This is a genomic window from Winogradskyella bathintestinalis (genome assembly GCF_030407435.1).
GTDB lineage: Bacteria > Bacteroidota > Bacteroidia > Flavobacteriales > Flavobacteriaceae > Winogradskyella > Winogradskyella bathintestinalis.
This window is the reverse complement of sequence record NZ_JASDDK010000005.1, coordinates 76,249-91,705: the sequence shown is the minus strand read 5'-3', so window position 1 is coordinate 91,705 and position 15,457 is coordinate 76,249. Positions and strand designations below refer to the sequence as shown.

General features: G+C 31.7%; 13 protein-coding genes. 8 read left to right on the top strand and 5 right to left on the bottom strand.

The features are described from left to right. Positions 1 to 2: 2 nt before the first annotated feature. The 3 genes from QMA06_RS13025 to QMA06_RS13015 all read left to right on the top strand — a co-directional run bounded on the left by QMA06_RS13025 (position 3) and on the right by QMA06_RS13015 (position 2,724). On the top strand, positions 3 to 944 hold the full coding sequence (locus QMA06_RS13025; RefSeq protein WP_290207307.1) for a DUF1835 domain-containing protein: 942 nt from the start codon (positions 3 to 5) through the stop codon (positions 942 to 944). Next, positions 934 to 1,806, top strand: a complete 873-nt coding sequence (locus QMA06_RS13020; RefSeq protein ID WP_290207306.1) for a nucleoside phosphorylase — start codon at positions 934 to 936, stop codon at positions 1,804 to 1,806. Before QMA06_RS13025 ends, QMA06_RS13020 begins: the two co-directional genes overlap by 11 nt. 63 nt (positions 1,807 to 1,869) lie before the next feature. Further along, entirely contained in the window at positions 1,870 to 2,724 is an 855-nt protein-coding gene (locus QMA06_RS13015; protein WP_290207305.1) for a substrate-binding domain-containing protein, read from the top strand. A 287-nt stretch (positions 2,725 to 3,011) separates the two neighbouring features. On the opposite strand, the gene QMA06_RS13010 is transcribed toward QMA06_RS13015, so the two are convergent. Further along, a complete protein-coding gene (locus QMA06_RS13010) occupies positions 3,012 to 3,686 on the bottom strand; it encodes a uracil-DNA glycosylase (RefSeq protein WP_290207304.1) in 675 nt (224 codons plus the stop codon). A gap of 200 nt (positions 3,687 to 3,886) precedes the next feature. On the opposite strand from QMA06_RS13010, the gene QMA06_RS13005 reads away from it, so the two are divergent. Then, on the top strand, positions 3,887 to 6,055 hold the full coding sequence (locus QMA06_RS13005) for an endonuclease MutS2 (RefSeq protein WP_290207303.1): 2,169 nt from the start codon (positions 3,887 to 3,889) through the stop codon (positions 6,053 to 6,055). 79 nt (positions 6,056 to 6,134) lie between these two features. Beyond that, positions 6,135 to 6,554: a thiol-disulfide oxidoreductase DCC family protein gene (locus QMA06_RS13000; RefSeq protein ID WP_290207302.1), complete on the top strand. Its 420-nt coding sequence runs from the start codon at positions 6,135 to 6,137 to the stop codon at positions 6,552 to 6,554. Between the two features lie 601 nt (positions 6,555 to 7,155). Here the strand turns inward: QMA06_RS13000 and yajC are convergent. From yajC to QMA06_RS12980, 4 genes are all read right to left on the bottom strand, one after another. Beyond that, on the bottom strand, positions 7,156 to 7,446 hold the full coding sequence (yajC, locus tag QMA06_RS12995) for a preprotein translocase subunit YajC (protein ID WP_290207300.1): 291 nt from the start codon (positions 7,444 to 7,446) through the stop codon (positions 7,156 to 7,158). Positions 7,447 to 7,466: 20 nt separating this feature from the next. Then, positions 7,467 to 8,039: a DUF1573 domain-containing protein gene (locus QMA06_RS12990; RefSeq protein ID WP_290207299.1), complete on the bottom strand. Its 573-nt coding sequence runs from the start codon at positions 8,037 to 8,039 to the stop codon at positions 7,467 to 7,469. Positions 8,040 to 8,247: 208 nt separating this feature from the next. Beyond that, entirely contained in the window at positions 8,248 to 9,192 is a 945-nt protein-coding gene (gene nusB, locus QMA06_RS12985; RefSeq protein WP_290207298.1) for a transcription antitermination factor NusB, read from the bottom strand. Between the two features lie 105 nt (positions 9,193 to 9,297). Then, the gene (locus QMA06_RS12980) at positions 9,298 to 10,401 is read right to left on the bottom strand and encodes a Glu/Leu/Phe/Val family dehydrogenase (protein ID WP_290207297.1); all 1,104 of its coding nucleotides are present in this window, start codon (positions 10,399 to 10,401) and stop codon (positions 9,298 to 9,300) included. 209 nt (positions 10,402 to 10,610) lie between these two features. On the opposite strand from QMA06_RS12980, the gene QMA06_RS12975 reads away from it, so the two are divergent. The 3 genes from QMA06_RS12975 to QMA06_RS12965 all read left to right on the top strand — a co-directional run bounded on the left by QMA06_RS12975 (position 10,611) and on the right by QMA06_RS12965 (position 15,444). Next, a complete protein-coding gene (locus QMA06_RS12975) occupies positions 10,611 to 12,365 on the top strand; it encodes an ABC transporter ATP-binding protein (protein WP_290207296.1) in 1,755 nt (584 codons plus the stop codon). A gap of 64 nt (positions 12,366 to 12,429) precedes the next feature. After that, positions 12,430 to 12,819, top strand: coding sequence for a PUR family DNA/RNA-binding protein (locus tag QMA06_RS12970; RefSeq protein ID WP_290207295.1), 390 nt, complete (start codon positions 12,430 to 12,432; stop codon positions 12,817 to 12,819). A gap of 120 nt (positions 12,820 to 12,939) precedes the next feature. Next, on the top strand, positions 12,940 to 15,444 hold the full coding sequence (locus QMA06_RS12965; protein ID WP_290207294.1) for a M14 metallopeptidase family protein: 2,505 nt from the start codon (positions 12,940 to 12,942) through the stop codon (positions 15,442 to 15,444). The last annotated feature ends 13 nt before the right edge of the window (positions 15,445 to 15,457 follow it).

Below are 15,457 nucleotides of genomic sequence, written 5' to 3'. Positions count from 1 at the left end.
ATATGGCTGAAAATTGTTTACATATTACTAACGGCAATAGTCTTACTAACTATTTAAGAGAGTTAAATTTTGAGGAAGATATACTTACATGGCAAGAAATGCTGTGTGAAGGTCCAACCATCACGAAAATCGATTCAAAAGAATTTTTCGATTTACGTAGCGAGTTTCTCAATTCTCATTATGACATTGAGGTTAATTCTAATGAACTTCAGGCCGAATTATCAATATTAAATCATATCGATCAATATACCGAAATCAACTTATGGTTTGAGTATGATTTATTCTGTCATATAAACTTAATAGGTGTTATTAATTTATTACATCAAAAGGAGATAGACAAACCTTTATATCTTATATGTAGTGGACGTGTTAAAGGTGAAAAAAACTTAAAGACTCTAGGTGAATTAAGTCCCGAACAAATTAAATCTCATTATAAAAATAAGATTTTGCTCACTAAAGAAGATATTGATATGACCATTGCACTGTGGAGAACTTATTGCGGCAAAGATCATAACATTCTGAAACCTTATATTGTCACCAAATCAAATTTTAAATATATGAGTAATTGCCTCAAAGCGCATTTAAAACGTTTCCCACATCACCAAAGTGGTTTAGGAACACTTGAAGCACATATCTTAAATTTGGTCAAACAAAATAACGTTAAATCGGAAAATCATTTGCTTGGATATTGCTTAAACTATCAGGGGTATTATGGTTATGGTGATATGCAACTTAAACGTAAAATTAAGGAATTGGCTATGTTTTTTAATAAATCAGAAAATAGCATTACGCTTAATAGAAAAGGACATGAGGCGTTATTAAAACAACACAATTTTGCTTTAGAGGTAAATAATGATATGGTTTATGGAGGTCTAAATCGCTTGGCCTATCAATTTAACGAAAAACAAAACAAACTTGTAAAAACCGTAACTAATGGCAATTAAAAATTCAGAACTTATATTAAACCCAGATGGTAGTGTTTATCATTTAAACCTAAAACCAGAAAATATCTCAGACACCATAATTTTTGTTGGTGACCAAGACCGTGTTGAGAAAATAACCAAACATTTTGACAGTATTGAATTTACGACACAAAAACGTGAATTTAAAACCCAAACAGGTTATTATAAAGATAAAAGAATTACAGTAATTTCTACCGGAATTGGACCAGATAACATAGATATTGTATTAAACGAATTAGACGCTTTAGTTAATATAGACTTAAAAACTCGAAAAATTAAACCAGAATTATCTAGTTTAAATATTATAAGAATTGGTACTTCTGGTTCCTTACAAGCAGATATTCCCGTAGATGCTTTCTTAATTAGTTCACACGCACTAGATATTAACGGAATGTTACATTTTTACCAGGTTGAAGGAATTAGCAACCCTGAAGTGGAAAATAAATTTATAGAACATACCAATTGGGATAAAAACAAATCGAGACCAATAATCATTAACAATAGTCAATATTTAGAACAATATTTTGAAGATAAAAACATCTTTAAAGGAATGACAGCAACCGCTGGTGGCTTTTATGGTCCACAAGGTCGCGTGTTGCGATTACCATTGCAAGATGCAAGTCTTAATTCTCAATTAGATAATTTTAGTTATAAAGATTTTAGAATTACTAATCTCGAAATGGAAACCTCTGTAATTTATGGGCTTTCAAAATTACTAGGTCACGAAGCGCTGTCATTAAATGCAATTATTGCAAATAGAGCGAACGGTGAATTTAGTGAAGATCCGAAAAAAATTGTAGAAAAATTAATCGTATTTGCTTTAGAACGTATTGTAAACATCTAAACGATTAATTTAATAATTTGCCCAATTTAATGGGCAGGAATATTGAAATAAGTATAATATATAATGAAAAAAGTTAATATAGGAGGAGTACCAGAACACTTCAATTTAGCCTGGTACTTAACGCTAAAAAATGGTGAGTATAAGGACAAAAACATCAACTTAAGATGGCACGACTATCATGGTGGAACTGGCGAAATGAACAAAGCATTGCGATCGGGTGAAATCGATATGGCTGTGATATTAACGGAAGGCATTATTAAAGACATTATTGACGGAAATCCGTCAAAAATTGTACAAACTTTTGTAGAAACTCCTTTAAATTGGGGAATTCATGTTGCAAATGGTTCATCATTTAAAACTATCGAAGACATAAAAGGAAAAAAAGCCGCAATCAGTAGATATGGTTCTGGCTCACATCTTATGGCTTATATTAATGCAAAACACAATAATTGGAATTTAGATAAAGATCTTAATTTTGAAGTGATAAAAAATTTAGATGGAGCCATCAGAGGATTAACTGAAGGCAAAGCGGATTATTTTATGTGGGAAAAATTTACCACAAAACCGATTGTTGATAACGGCGTTTTTAGACGAATTGCTAATTTACCGACTCCGTGGCCATGTTTTGTAATTGCTGTAAGAGATGAATTCATTGCGAACCATGAAGACGAACTTAAAATTATTTTAGATATTATTAATAAAACTACAGCCGATTTCAAATCCATCCCTAATATAGATAAAACTATTGCAAATAGGTATGAACAAGAATTGGAAGATGTACAAGAATGGTTATCACTGACAGAATGGTCGCAAACAATTTTGGATAAAGAGACCGTTGAAAATGTTCAAGAGCAACTTTTTGACTTAAATATTATTCCTGAAAAAGTAAAGTATTCAGAATTAATTCATAAAATATAAGTTTATTATAAACTGTTTGTAAGTGTGCAGTTCATCGATTTTTGGCCTAATAAAAAGCCTTAATTGGTTGATAACTATAAAATTTCAAATAATTTAAGTATATTTGATTAACATTTGTTTAACAAACAACAGAACGTTTATGATGCTTACCATTTCTTTGATTTTATCTTTCTTAGTTGCGCTAAACTTCTTACTGTTAATTTTTAGTTGTAATAAAACCACTAAAAAAGTTGATCAAAGATTGCCTCGCTCTTTAAAAACCGAGAATTCAACGATTGAAAAGTCACCTACTCTAGTCTCCAATCAATTAAAGAATCGCCAACTTGCTCCAACCGGGAGTTAGTTTCACTAAAATGTTTATTACCAAACCAATATCCTCTATTGGCACTTAACGGTGATGGATGTCCGCTATCTAATACAATGTGTTTGGCAGTATCAATTAGTTTTCTTTTCTTTTTTGCAAATCCTCCCCAAAGTAGAAATATAATATTTGTTTTCTCAGTACTAACTGTTTTTATTACAGCATCTGTAAATTGTTCCCAACCTTTGTTTTGGTGACTTGCCGCATTATGTGCCCTAACCGTTAAAGTCGCATTTAATAACAATACTCCTTGATTTGCCCACGGCATTAAATTTCCATTTTTTGGATAAGGTAGTCCTAAATCTTGTTCAATTTCTTTAAAAATATTAACTAAAGAGGGTGGATGTTTTATACCGTCATTAACAGAAAAAGCCAAACCATTGGCCTGCCCGATGCCATGATATGGATCTTGACCAATAATTACGACTTTAACATTATTAAACGTACATTGATTAAATGCATTAAAAATTTCGGATACTTTGGGAAAACATTCATGAGCTTGATATTCAAAATTTACAAAATCAATTAACGCTTTAAAATAAGGTTTTTCAAACTCGCTATTAAGATGCTTTTTCCAACTTTCATGGATGTCAAGATTCATGTATAAAATATTTTTAGATTCAAAAATAACCAAACATTCGTTATTCGGTTTTAAATTATAATGGAAATATTTATTAGATTTTTTATATCGCTAATCGAATATTATTAATTTAAAGTCATCAAATATAAAAGCCATATGTAGCATTAGGCATATCAGCACAATTACCCTAAATTTGTGAGGCTCATAAAGAATAAAAGTACATGATAAACATTCATGAAAAAACCTTAAAAGATCTCGAATTTTTTACGGTTTTAGATCAAATTAGTACACTTGCAATCACAGCTCTAGGTAAGGAAGCTGTCTTATCTATTTTACCATTTCAAAAGGAAGAACAACTTATGGAGCAACTTAGCTACGTAAATGAATATTTATCTTCATTTGAAAATGGTAATAGAATTCCTAATCACGGATTCGATTCAATTACCAAAGAATTAAGATTATTAAAAATTGAAAACACGTATTTAGAGATATCTAGCCTTCAGAAAATAGTAAGTTTATCAATAACGGTAAATTCAATTTTAAAATTTTTAAAAAAGTTTAAAACCTATTATCCAAACTTACAGGTATTTAGTGAACCTATAGAAATAAATACCTCAATGATAGACCAAGTTGATGCGGTCGTCGATCGCTTTGGCGATATAAAAGATGATGCTTCACCTTTACTCTCTAGTTTACGTAGATCTATTTCTCAACTCAAAGGCAAAATCAACAGTAGTTTTTCTTCTGCATTAAACACCTATCACAATTTAGATTATCTAGATGATATTAGGGAATCTGTGGTAGAAAATAAACGTGTACTTGCTGTCAAAGCCATGTATCGTAGAAAAGTTAGAGGTGCTATTATGGGTGGTAGTAAAACAGGGAGCATTGTTTATATTGAGCCAGAAACCACGCTACAGTATACAAGAGAACTAAATAATTTAGAATACGAAGAAAAGGAAGAGGTTATAAAAATTTTGAAAGAACTTACCGATTACGTTCGCATGTTTTTGCCGCTTCTCCATCAATATCAAGAATTTTTAACACATATAGATGTTATTTCGGCCAAAGCAAAATATGCACAAAGCATGAATGGTATTTTACCTGATTTTTCTAAAGATCGCAGTATGCTGTTGCGCGATGCTTACCACCCACTCCTTTATTTAACCAATAAAGAAAATGGCAAAAAAACGTTTCCACAGTCCTTGGGTTTAAATAGCAATAGTCGAATTATTGTAATTTCTGGACCTAATGCAGGTGGAAAAAGTATTACTTTAAAGACGGTAGGTTTACTACAGGTGATGCTACAAAGTGGAATGTTGATACCGGTTCATGAAAGAAGTTATGTTTGTTTATTCGATCGAATTTTAAGTGATATAGGTGATAATCAATCCATAGAAAATCACTTAAGCACATACAGTTATCGATTAAAACAAATGAATTATTTCTTGAAAAAGTGTAATAATAGAACCTTGTTTTTAATTGATGAATTCGGAACTGGAAGTGACCCAGAACTTGGTGGTGCACTAGCAGAAACATTTTTAGAAGTTTTTTATGAGCGCGGTGCCTTTGGTATTATAACAACACACTATTCTAATTTAAAACTTTTAGCCAATGAATTGCCTCACATTGAAAATGCTAATATGTTGTTTAATGAGAAAACTTTAGAACCAATGTATAAACTGGTGGTTGGGCAAGCAGGCAGTTCATTCACGTTTGAAGTAGCACAAAAGAACGGCATTCCGTATAGTCTAATTAACAAATCTAAAAAGAAAATTGAGCGCGGTAAAGTACGGTTCGATGCGACGATTGCTAAACTTCAAAAAGAACGAAGCAAATTAGAACGTACTGAACGTTCACTAAAAGAAAATGAAAAAAAGAAACTATCTGAAGCCGATAAACTTGAAGAAGTTAATGCTAAAGTACAGAAGAAATTAGAAAGTTTTCAAGAGTTATATGATTCTAATCAACGTTTAATCTATTTAGGTCAAAAAGTTAACGATATTTCAGAGAAATATTTTGAAGACAAAAAAAAGCGAGAGTTAATGGCTGAACTATTTAGATTGGTACAAATAGAAAACTCTAAACGCAAAAAGCTCTCAGCAAAACAAAAACGCGCTGAAAAGCACAAAGAAAAACAAGTTAAACAAGAAGCTGAAAAGAAGGTGGAAGTCATCCGTAAAAAGAAAAAAGCCGCCAAGAAAAAGGAAACTAAAGTTGAAAAACCGAAACCTATCTTAAGAATCAATGATCGTGTTAGAATGCAAGATGGTAGAGCTGTTGGTACTATTGATAGCATTGAAAAAGGTAAAGCTAATGTAAATTACGGCATGTTTACTACCAATGTAAGTATTGATCAATTGGAATTGGTTGAAGCTAAAAAGAAATAAACAGTTAACAAGGTAATAGTCTATATTTATTATCTGCACAACGAACCGAATAACTTTACAATAGCATAGTATATTAAACATGACCGAAATACCCAAAAATAAACAACTTATTCTTTTTGACGGAGTTTGCAATCTCTGTAACAGCAGTGTATTATATGTTATAAAACGAGATAAAAAAAATAAATTTCTATTTGCTCCTTTACAAAGTGAAATAGGTGAAGAAATTATAAAACAATTTAATATAGATACAAATAAAACAGATTCCATATTACTTTACAATGCTAAGAACGAAACTATAACATCAAAGTCATCAGCGGCAATTCACATTGCAAAGCATTTAGGTTTTCCTGTAAATTTGTTAGTCGTTTTTTTTATTGTACCTACATTTCTTAGAAACTGGGTTTACAATTATATTGCAAAAAATCGGTACCAATGGTACGGAAAAAAAGAATCTTGCATGATTCCAACACCAGAGTTAAAAGCAAAATTTCTAGATTAATATTACTTAGTTTACATGTATAAAAAAAGTCCTTTCATAACCAGTGAAAGGACTTTTTAAATTTAACAACTTACTTAAACTAATTTAATTTAAATCAAAAATTGTAATTACAAATCTATTATTATGAGGGAAAATAAAAATTTGATTAATAGCACATTATTTTGTTGATGTAAATATAGAGCCGTACTTAACTTCCACCTAAAATTATCGTTATAACGACCTTTTATTTTGATTTAGGTTTATGAATTGTAAATTATATCTACCAACGGCATGATTATCTGAAAACCTCAATTTTCAGTATTGTACGTAACTCTCGATATTTATTATCTGGTAATCATCACTTCTATAGCTACGGCAGCAACCACAGATAACTGAACTTTTCTCTTGAAATAGACCCCAATATAATTGGTGAAACTTTCTCACAACAAATATATTTGCTCAATTGACCATACTTATAATTCTAAAAATATTTCAATCTTGAGATTATAATTTAATAGTATAAACGTAAAAAAGACTAGTCAAATAAATGAATAGTCTTTTTTTATTTTATAATTAACAAATCCTAAATTAGTTTAGGATAAGCAATTAGAACTAATTTTGATTACTTTACAGTTGCAGGTGTATTTAACTTTGTACTCATTTCCATAGAAATTGCAGAACGGTCAAACTTAATTTTTCCTGCTAATGTTTCAATAACACAGCTATTATCCTTATCATTAAGGTCTACAACTTTTCCATGCATACCACTTTTAGTTATCACTCGATCGCCACGTTTTAATTCTGCAGCAAATTTTTTCTCTTGTTTAGAACGTTTCATTTGCGGTGCTATCATAAAAAAATACATCACAGCAAAAATGGCAATAAACGGTAAAAATGATCCTATTCCTTCCATTCTGTAATTATCAGTAAAAATTAATCGTGGTTATGTCCTTCGTGTCCTGGTTGCGTAGAGTACTTTCTTGGTGCAGCCTCTTGCGTTGCTAAAGGATTAATTGAGGTCTGTCCTGCTTGTTTAGTCGTACCTTTTACTGGTGCATTAGGATCTTTTTCTACAAAAGCAGAAATTTTAACAACTTCAGTTCCTTTTTCTGTATTAGTAGTCATTGTTACAGACTTACTTACCTTATTTCCGTTTCCTTTTCCATTAAACTTTACAACAAATTCACCAGTTTCTCCTGGAGCAACTTCTTTTGTCCAATTAGATGGCACTGTACAACCACATGTACTTTTAATATTACTTACCACTAACATTGAATTACCAGTATTAGTATATTGAAATGTAGTTTCTACTGGAGTTCCATTTTCTATAGTTCCGAAATCGTGTTCTTTTTTGTCAAAAGATACTACAGGAAAATCGCCAGCATTTGCATCTCTCTCTGCAGCAACGGCAACATTTTCAGATTTAATTTTACTCGAAGCATCGTCTTTACAAGATGTAAAAGCGACCATACATAACGCACTAAGTCCTAAAATTACTTTTTTCATTATTTTAATTTTAAAGTTTAAAAATTATTTTCAGCTCGCAAAGTTAGTATTTATTTCGTTGAATTAAAACTTTTAGCCCTTTCTTAACAGATTTACGTAAGAAACAACTTTCTTTTATAATTGTAAGAATTACTAATTTTTTAAGCGAGTCCAAGTTTCAATGCGGTTGTATTGCACAATAATAAAACCATTCAACATGTTTACATAATTACATTAATCCTCTTCCGGCTTTAAGGTAAATGTTTTCAGACTGATATTCCTTCACTATTTTATCTAAAATTCCGTTGATAAACAAACTACTCTTAGGGGTAGAATATTCTTTTGCCACTTCGAGATATTCGTTAATAGTTACTTTGTATGGAATTGATGAAAATTTTTGAAATTCACAAAGGGCCATTTTTAGTAAAACCCCATCTAAACTAGCCAAGCGCTCGGCATCCCAATTTGTGGTTTTTTTGCTGATCTCTTCACCAAGTTTAGAACTATTCAGAAAGGTTTTTTTAAATAAATCGATAGCAAATTCTCTATCTTCATCATCTTTATACAATTCTGGCAATAATGCTGTTTCAGGTGATGTTAATTTTAGCTTTCGTAGCACTTTTAGAATGGCAGTATTCACTACAGGGATATCATCTACCCAAGTAAGTTTTTTATCTTCAAAATAATCGTAAAGCTTATCGTTTGGAGCGATAATTTCCGTAAAAATAGAAATAACAAATTGTTTATCCTTTTTAAAATTGGTGTCAGCGTCTTCTATATAGGTCTTATACAACTCACTATTTAAGATCGCTTTAAAAATAATATCGACATACTCAAAATCTAAATCCCAAAAATTCAGTTTTCTATTAGATATAGCTTCTTGAAGTAAATTATTACCACTGATAAGATGTAATAGCTGATTTTCTTGAAACCTTAAACTAAGGTTTCGATCCGCATCAGATTTTATCCGTTTATTTTGAATTTTTTGGTTGTAGTCTTGACTTTTTTTGAGAAGTTCTGTAAGCAAGGCTAATTGTGAAAGGTATAAGTCGAACATGCTATCTAAACTGTGAAGCAAAAACTTTTGTTCTTTAATTATATTATCACTTTCTGTACCTTTAAAAGCATACATGGATTGCATAACTTTAATTCTGATATGTCTTCGGTTTAGCATGTATAAGAACGCATTTAGATTTTGGTTATAAAAAAGGTGAATTTCCTAAAAATTCACCTTGCAAAAATACTATTAATTACTTCTGAAATAAAAATTTATTTTCTTCTATTTCAAATTTTCTCTTTTACGAGTTTCAATTCGCTCTCTAGCAATGTTTAATGCCGCATTGTGTGTGGTTAAATTATTCACTTTAGCATTATCTAAAATTTCGAGTGTCGTATTATATATATTTTCCGTTTTACGCATTATTTCTTGTCTGTCATAATTCTCTAACTCTGCGTAAACATTAATGATACCACCTGCATTGATTAAAAAATCTGGTGCATATACAATACCTCGTTCTTGTAAAATTTGACCATGTTTTTTCTCTTCAGCCAATTGATTATTTGCAGCACCAGCTACAATTTTAGCATTTAATTTATAGATAGTGTCGTCATTAATTGTCGCGCCCAAAGCACATGGAGCATAAATATCCATTTTTTCACTATATATATCATTACCACCATAAATTGTAGCACCATATTTAGCACGTACTTTTTCTAATCGGTCTTGACTTATGTCTGCAATAGTAACATTTGCACCTTCATTAACTAAATGTTCTACCAATGCTTCACCTACATTACCAATACCTTGAACGAAAATATTCTTATCTTCTAAAATATCGGAACCATATTGAAATTTCGCTGCGGCTTTCATTCCCATAAACACACCATAAGCGGTAATAGGTGATGGATTCCCAGCTCCGCCTTTACTTTCTGAAATACCTGTAACGTATGGCGTAACTTCTCTTACCGTATCCATATCTTCGGTAGTCATCCCAACATCTTCAGCGGTAATATAACGACCGCTCAGCGAATGTACAAATTCACCAAAACGCTTCATTAATTCTGGGGTTTTTTGAGTTTTGGCATCACCAATAATTACAGCTTTACCTCCACCTAAATTTAATCCGGTGATGGCAGACTTAAAAGTCATACCACGAGATAAACGCAACACATCGTTGAGTGCCTCCCATTCGTTAGCATAGTTCCACATTCTGGTACCACCTAAAGCTGGTCCTAAAACTGTATTATGAATACCAATTATAGCTTTTAATCCAGTATCTTTGTCGTTGCAAAAAACGATTTGTTCATGATCGTCAAAAGAATGTTGTCCGAATACAGGATCCATATTTTTCAATTCTTTTGGTGATATAATTTCTGAAGTCATTTTAATTATTTTTTTGGGTGTTTAAAGATATTCTAAAAACAGCATGCAAAAATATATTATAATTGGAGCATTAGCAAAATATTAACTATAAAATACGATTATCGCAATACTTTTGAGCTGAATTGATTTAAACTATTTCTATTCTAACTAACATTTGTCCTGTTATTTTGATCAGTAAAACTTTAAATCTTTTCAATACCAAACACAATATGAAAGCACTAAAACACCTCAATAAATACTTTTATAAATATAGATCTCGCTTAATAGTGGGTATCATAATTACAATCATAGCAAAAATATTTGCCCTTTTTACTCCTCGATTAGTAGGAGCTTCCATCAATATAGTTTCAGACCGATTAGATGGTAAAATTACAGAGGCGGTTTTTAAAAACGATTTAACCATTAATATTTTGTATCTAATCGGTGCCGCAGTTGTTGCTGGGGTTTTTACATTTTTAATGCGGCAAACGATCATAAACGTTTCTCGTTTTGTGGAATTCGATCTTAAAAATGAAATATATCAACACTACCAAATATTGTCTTTAAATTTCTATAAATCTAATAGAACTGGCGATCTTATGAATCGTATTAGTGAAGACGTTGGTAAAGTTAGAATGTACGTTGGACCAGCATTAATGTATACCATAAACACAATTACACTGTTTGCTGTCGCCATTATTTATATGATTGATAGATCTCCTTCACTCACGCTATATACGTTACTACCTCTACCCTTTCTTTCGGTTGCCATTTATAAATTAAGCCGACTGATTAATAAGCGAAGTACCATTGTGCAACAATCACTTTCTACACTTTCTACTTTTTCACAAGAAACGTTTAGTGGTATTTCTGTCATTAAATCTTATGGCATAGAACCGAGTACAACTATTGAATTTGAACAGTTATCAGCAGAAAACCGTCAGAAACAAATTAACCTAACCAAAGTGCAAGCTTTATTTTTTCCACTCATGATATTATTGATTGGTGTCAGTAATCTTATTGTAATCTATGTTGGAGGTATGCAATATATGAGCGGGAAGATTGATAATATTGGTACAATCGCAGAGTTTATTATTTATGTAAATATGTTAACCTGGCCCGTAGCAACTGTAGGTTGGGTAACTTCATTAGTACAGCAAGCCGAAGCTTCGCAACATCGAATCAATGAATTTTTAAATACCGAACCAGACATTAAAAATACAGCAAATCAACTTACTCCTGTTGAGGGATATGTTGAGTTTAAAAATGTATCTTTTGTATATCCAGATACTAATATTAGAGCATTAAATGATGTAAGCTTCAGCATACAATCAGGACAAACCTTAGCGATATTAGGAAAAACAGGCTCTGGAAAATCTACAATTTTAGATTTAATTGGCCGATTATATGATGTTAAAAAAGGCTCTATTTTAATAGATGGTACTACTATTTCAGATTTAAATCTGTTTAGCTTAAGAGAAAGTATTGGCTATGTGCCACAAGATGCATTTTTGTTTTCAGACTCCATAAAGAACAATATCAAATTCGGAAAAGAAGATGCTACCGATGAAGATGTTATTGAAGCGGCAAAAAATGCCAAAGTCCATAAAAATATTATGGACTTTAGCAAAGGCTACGATACTGTCTTAGGTGAACGAGGTATTACACTATCCGGAGGACAGAAACAACGAGTGTCTATAGCAAGGGCCATTATTAAAAAACCAAATATTTTATTATTTGACGACTGTTTATCTGCGGTAGATACCGAAACGGAAGAAAAAATATTAAAAAATCTAGAAAAGCTAACTAAGAACAAAACTACCATAATCGTTAGCCATCGTGTATCTTCAGCTAAAAATGCAGATCAGATTATTGTTTTAGATGATGGTAAGATTATAGAGTCTGGCAATCACGATAGTCTCATTAATAGAGACGGCTATTATAAAGAATTATACACTAAACAACTCTCAGAAAAAGAAATGTAATTATTTGTTGCTTAGCTTACTTTTTTTTTAGATTTTTGGATTGAAATTAAAACAAGATTGAGTTATGAGTGACTATGAAACGATGGACAAAGAAGAAATTTATTCTAAAGTATTACGTGCTGGACGAAGAACCTATTTCTTTGATGTTAGAGCTACCAAAGCTGGTGATTATTATTTAACGATTACGGAAAGTAAAAAATTCACCAATGACGACGGTTCGTTCCATTATAAAAAACATAAAATCTATCTATATAAAGAAGATTTTAATGAGTTTAGAGAAATTTTAGCCGAAATGACAGACTACATCATTAATGAAAAAGGTACAGAAGTTATTAGTGAGCGCCATCAAAGAGACTTTAAACGTGAAGATGATTTTGTAGCACAAGAAGCAAAAACTCCAGAAGACACTAAAAGTACAGAAAGTTTTACAGATATAAGTTTCGATGATATCTAGAATCGTTTTCTGTTAAATTATACTTAAAACCGTTACATTAGTAACGGTTTTTTTATTTTTAAAATAATATTATTGTTTTGTTCATTTAAATTAAACTAACCACCAATAACATCACCAAATATGCAGCGCTTCTTTATTTTCTTCTTATTAGCGACCAGTACTTTATGGTCACAAACAAAAACTGACTTATCCTATTATTTACCTCAAAATATTGAGTATAATTCAAATATTCCAACTCCACAAAGCATCATTGGTCATAACGTCGGAGATTGGCATATTACACACGATAAGCTGGTTGAATATATGAAAGCATTGGCTAAGGCTTCAGATCGTATTACTATTGAAAACAGAGGAAAGACTTTCGAAGACAGACCACTTCTCTTATTGACAATTACGTCACCGGATAATCATAAAAACATAAAAGCTATTCAAACGGCGCACATTGACGCTACAGAAACCAATACGGCAAACTCTGACAACAGACCTATTGTGGTTTATCAAGGCTATTCTATTCACGGCAATGAACCAAGTGGCTCTAATGCGGCGTTACTTACAGCTTATTATTTAGCAGCTGCAGAAGGTTCTGAGATTCAGAATTTATTAGCTAATTCTGTAATTTTATTTGATCCATCTTTAAATCCAGATGGCTTACAACGCTTCGCATATTGGGCAAACACTAATAAAAACATCAATATAAATCCAGATCCGAACGATAGAGAATATAGCGAAGTTTGGCCAGGAGGTCGTACCAATCATTATTGGTTTGATATGAATAGAGATTGGCTTCCAGTGCAATTACCAGAATCGAGAGCGCGTATTACCACCTTTCACAATTGGTTACCAAATATTTTAACCGATCACCATGAAATGGGTACCAATGCAAGTTTCTTTTTTCAACCTGGTATACCATCTCGTACGCATCCATTAACACCACAATTAAACCAAGAATTAACCAAAGAGATTGCAACATATCATGCTAAAGCCTTTGATAAAATTGGATCCTTATATTATTCAGAAGAAAGTTTTGACGATTTTTACTATGGTAAAGGATCTACATTTCCAGATATTAATGGTGGTATTGGTATTTTGTTTGAACAAGCAAGTTCACGTGGTCATGCTCAAGAGAGTGAAAATGGTATTTTAACCTTTCCTTTCACAATAAAAAATCAATTTACCGCATCTTTATCTACACTTGCTGCAGCTAATGGCATGCGAAAGGAAATTTTAGATTATCAGCATAATTTCTATAAAAATGCACGAGCGGAAGCTGCTAAAGAAGGCAAAAATGCTATTGTTTTTGGTGATGAAAAAGATGGCTCTAAAACCTTTCATTTAGCAGAAATATTGAAACGACATAAAATAAAGTTCTACGATTTAAAATCCGATTTCACTAAAGATGGTAAAAATTACAAGAAAGAATATAGTTATCTAGTCCCTAAAAACCAGAAAAATACAAGATTAATAAATGCCATGTTCGAAAAACGAACTACGTTTCAAGACAGTTTATTTTATGATATTTCGGCATGGACATTTCCGTTGGCTTTTAATTTGGATTATGCTGAAACAACGACTGCAAATGCAGGAAATGAGGTAACTAATCTCAAACAGAAAAAAGGTGGTGTTAGTTCACAAAGCGAGTATGCTTATTTATTTGAATGGAACGAGTATTACACTCCAAAATTTTTAAATGAAATATTAAAGAAAGGATTAAGAGCGAAAGTTGCCATGAAACGTTTTAAATCTAACGGAAAATCTTACGATTATGGTACAATTATGATTCCTGCGAAAAATCAAGATATATCCACTTCGGAGTTATATACATTTCTTAATTCAAAAGCACAAGAGAGCCATATAAATGTAGATGCGGTTTCAACCGGCTTAAACGATGGTATTGATTTAGGTAGTCGCAATTTTAAAGCTTTAGAGCTACCGAAAATCGCTCTTTTAGTTGGTGATGGTATTACGTCTTACGATGCTGGTGAGATTTGGCATTTATTTGATACACGTTACAATATTACAGCAACTAAGCTCGACACCAAAAGATTAAGGAGAGCCGATTTAAGTCGTTATAATACCATAATTATGGTGAACTCTTCTGGCTTGGATGCTAATAACACTAAAAAAGTTCAATCTTGGATAAAGGAAGGTGGTACTTTAATCGCTTATAAAAATGCTTTAAAATGGCTGAACTCTAAAAAATTAATGAAGATTAATATGAAAAAGAGTAAAAGAGATGCTAAAAATATCAGTTATGAACAACGTAGCGATTATAGAGGAGCACAAGTTATAGGTGGAGCTATATTTGAAGCCGAATTAGATCGTTCACATCCTATTAATTTTGGATATAAAAATGATAAATTAGCACTATTTCGAAATTCTACAATTTTCGTTAATGCAGATAAAAACAGTTTTAATAACCCTATTCAGTATACCGAGAACCCTTTGTTAAGTGGCTATATCTCTGAGCAAAATTTAGACAGCATTAGTAGAACGGTCCCATTAAAAATCGCTAAAGTTAATAGAGGAACTATTATAGGTTTTACCGACAACACTAATTTTAGAGCGTTCTGGTATGGTACAAATAAACTTTTAATGAATGCTATTTTCTTTAGAGAAGAAATGTAATAGGTTGGTCATT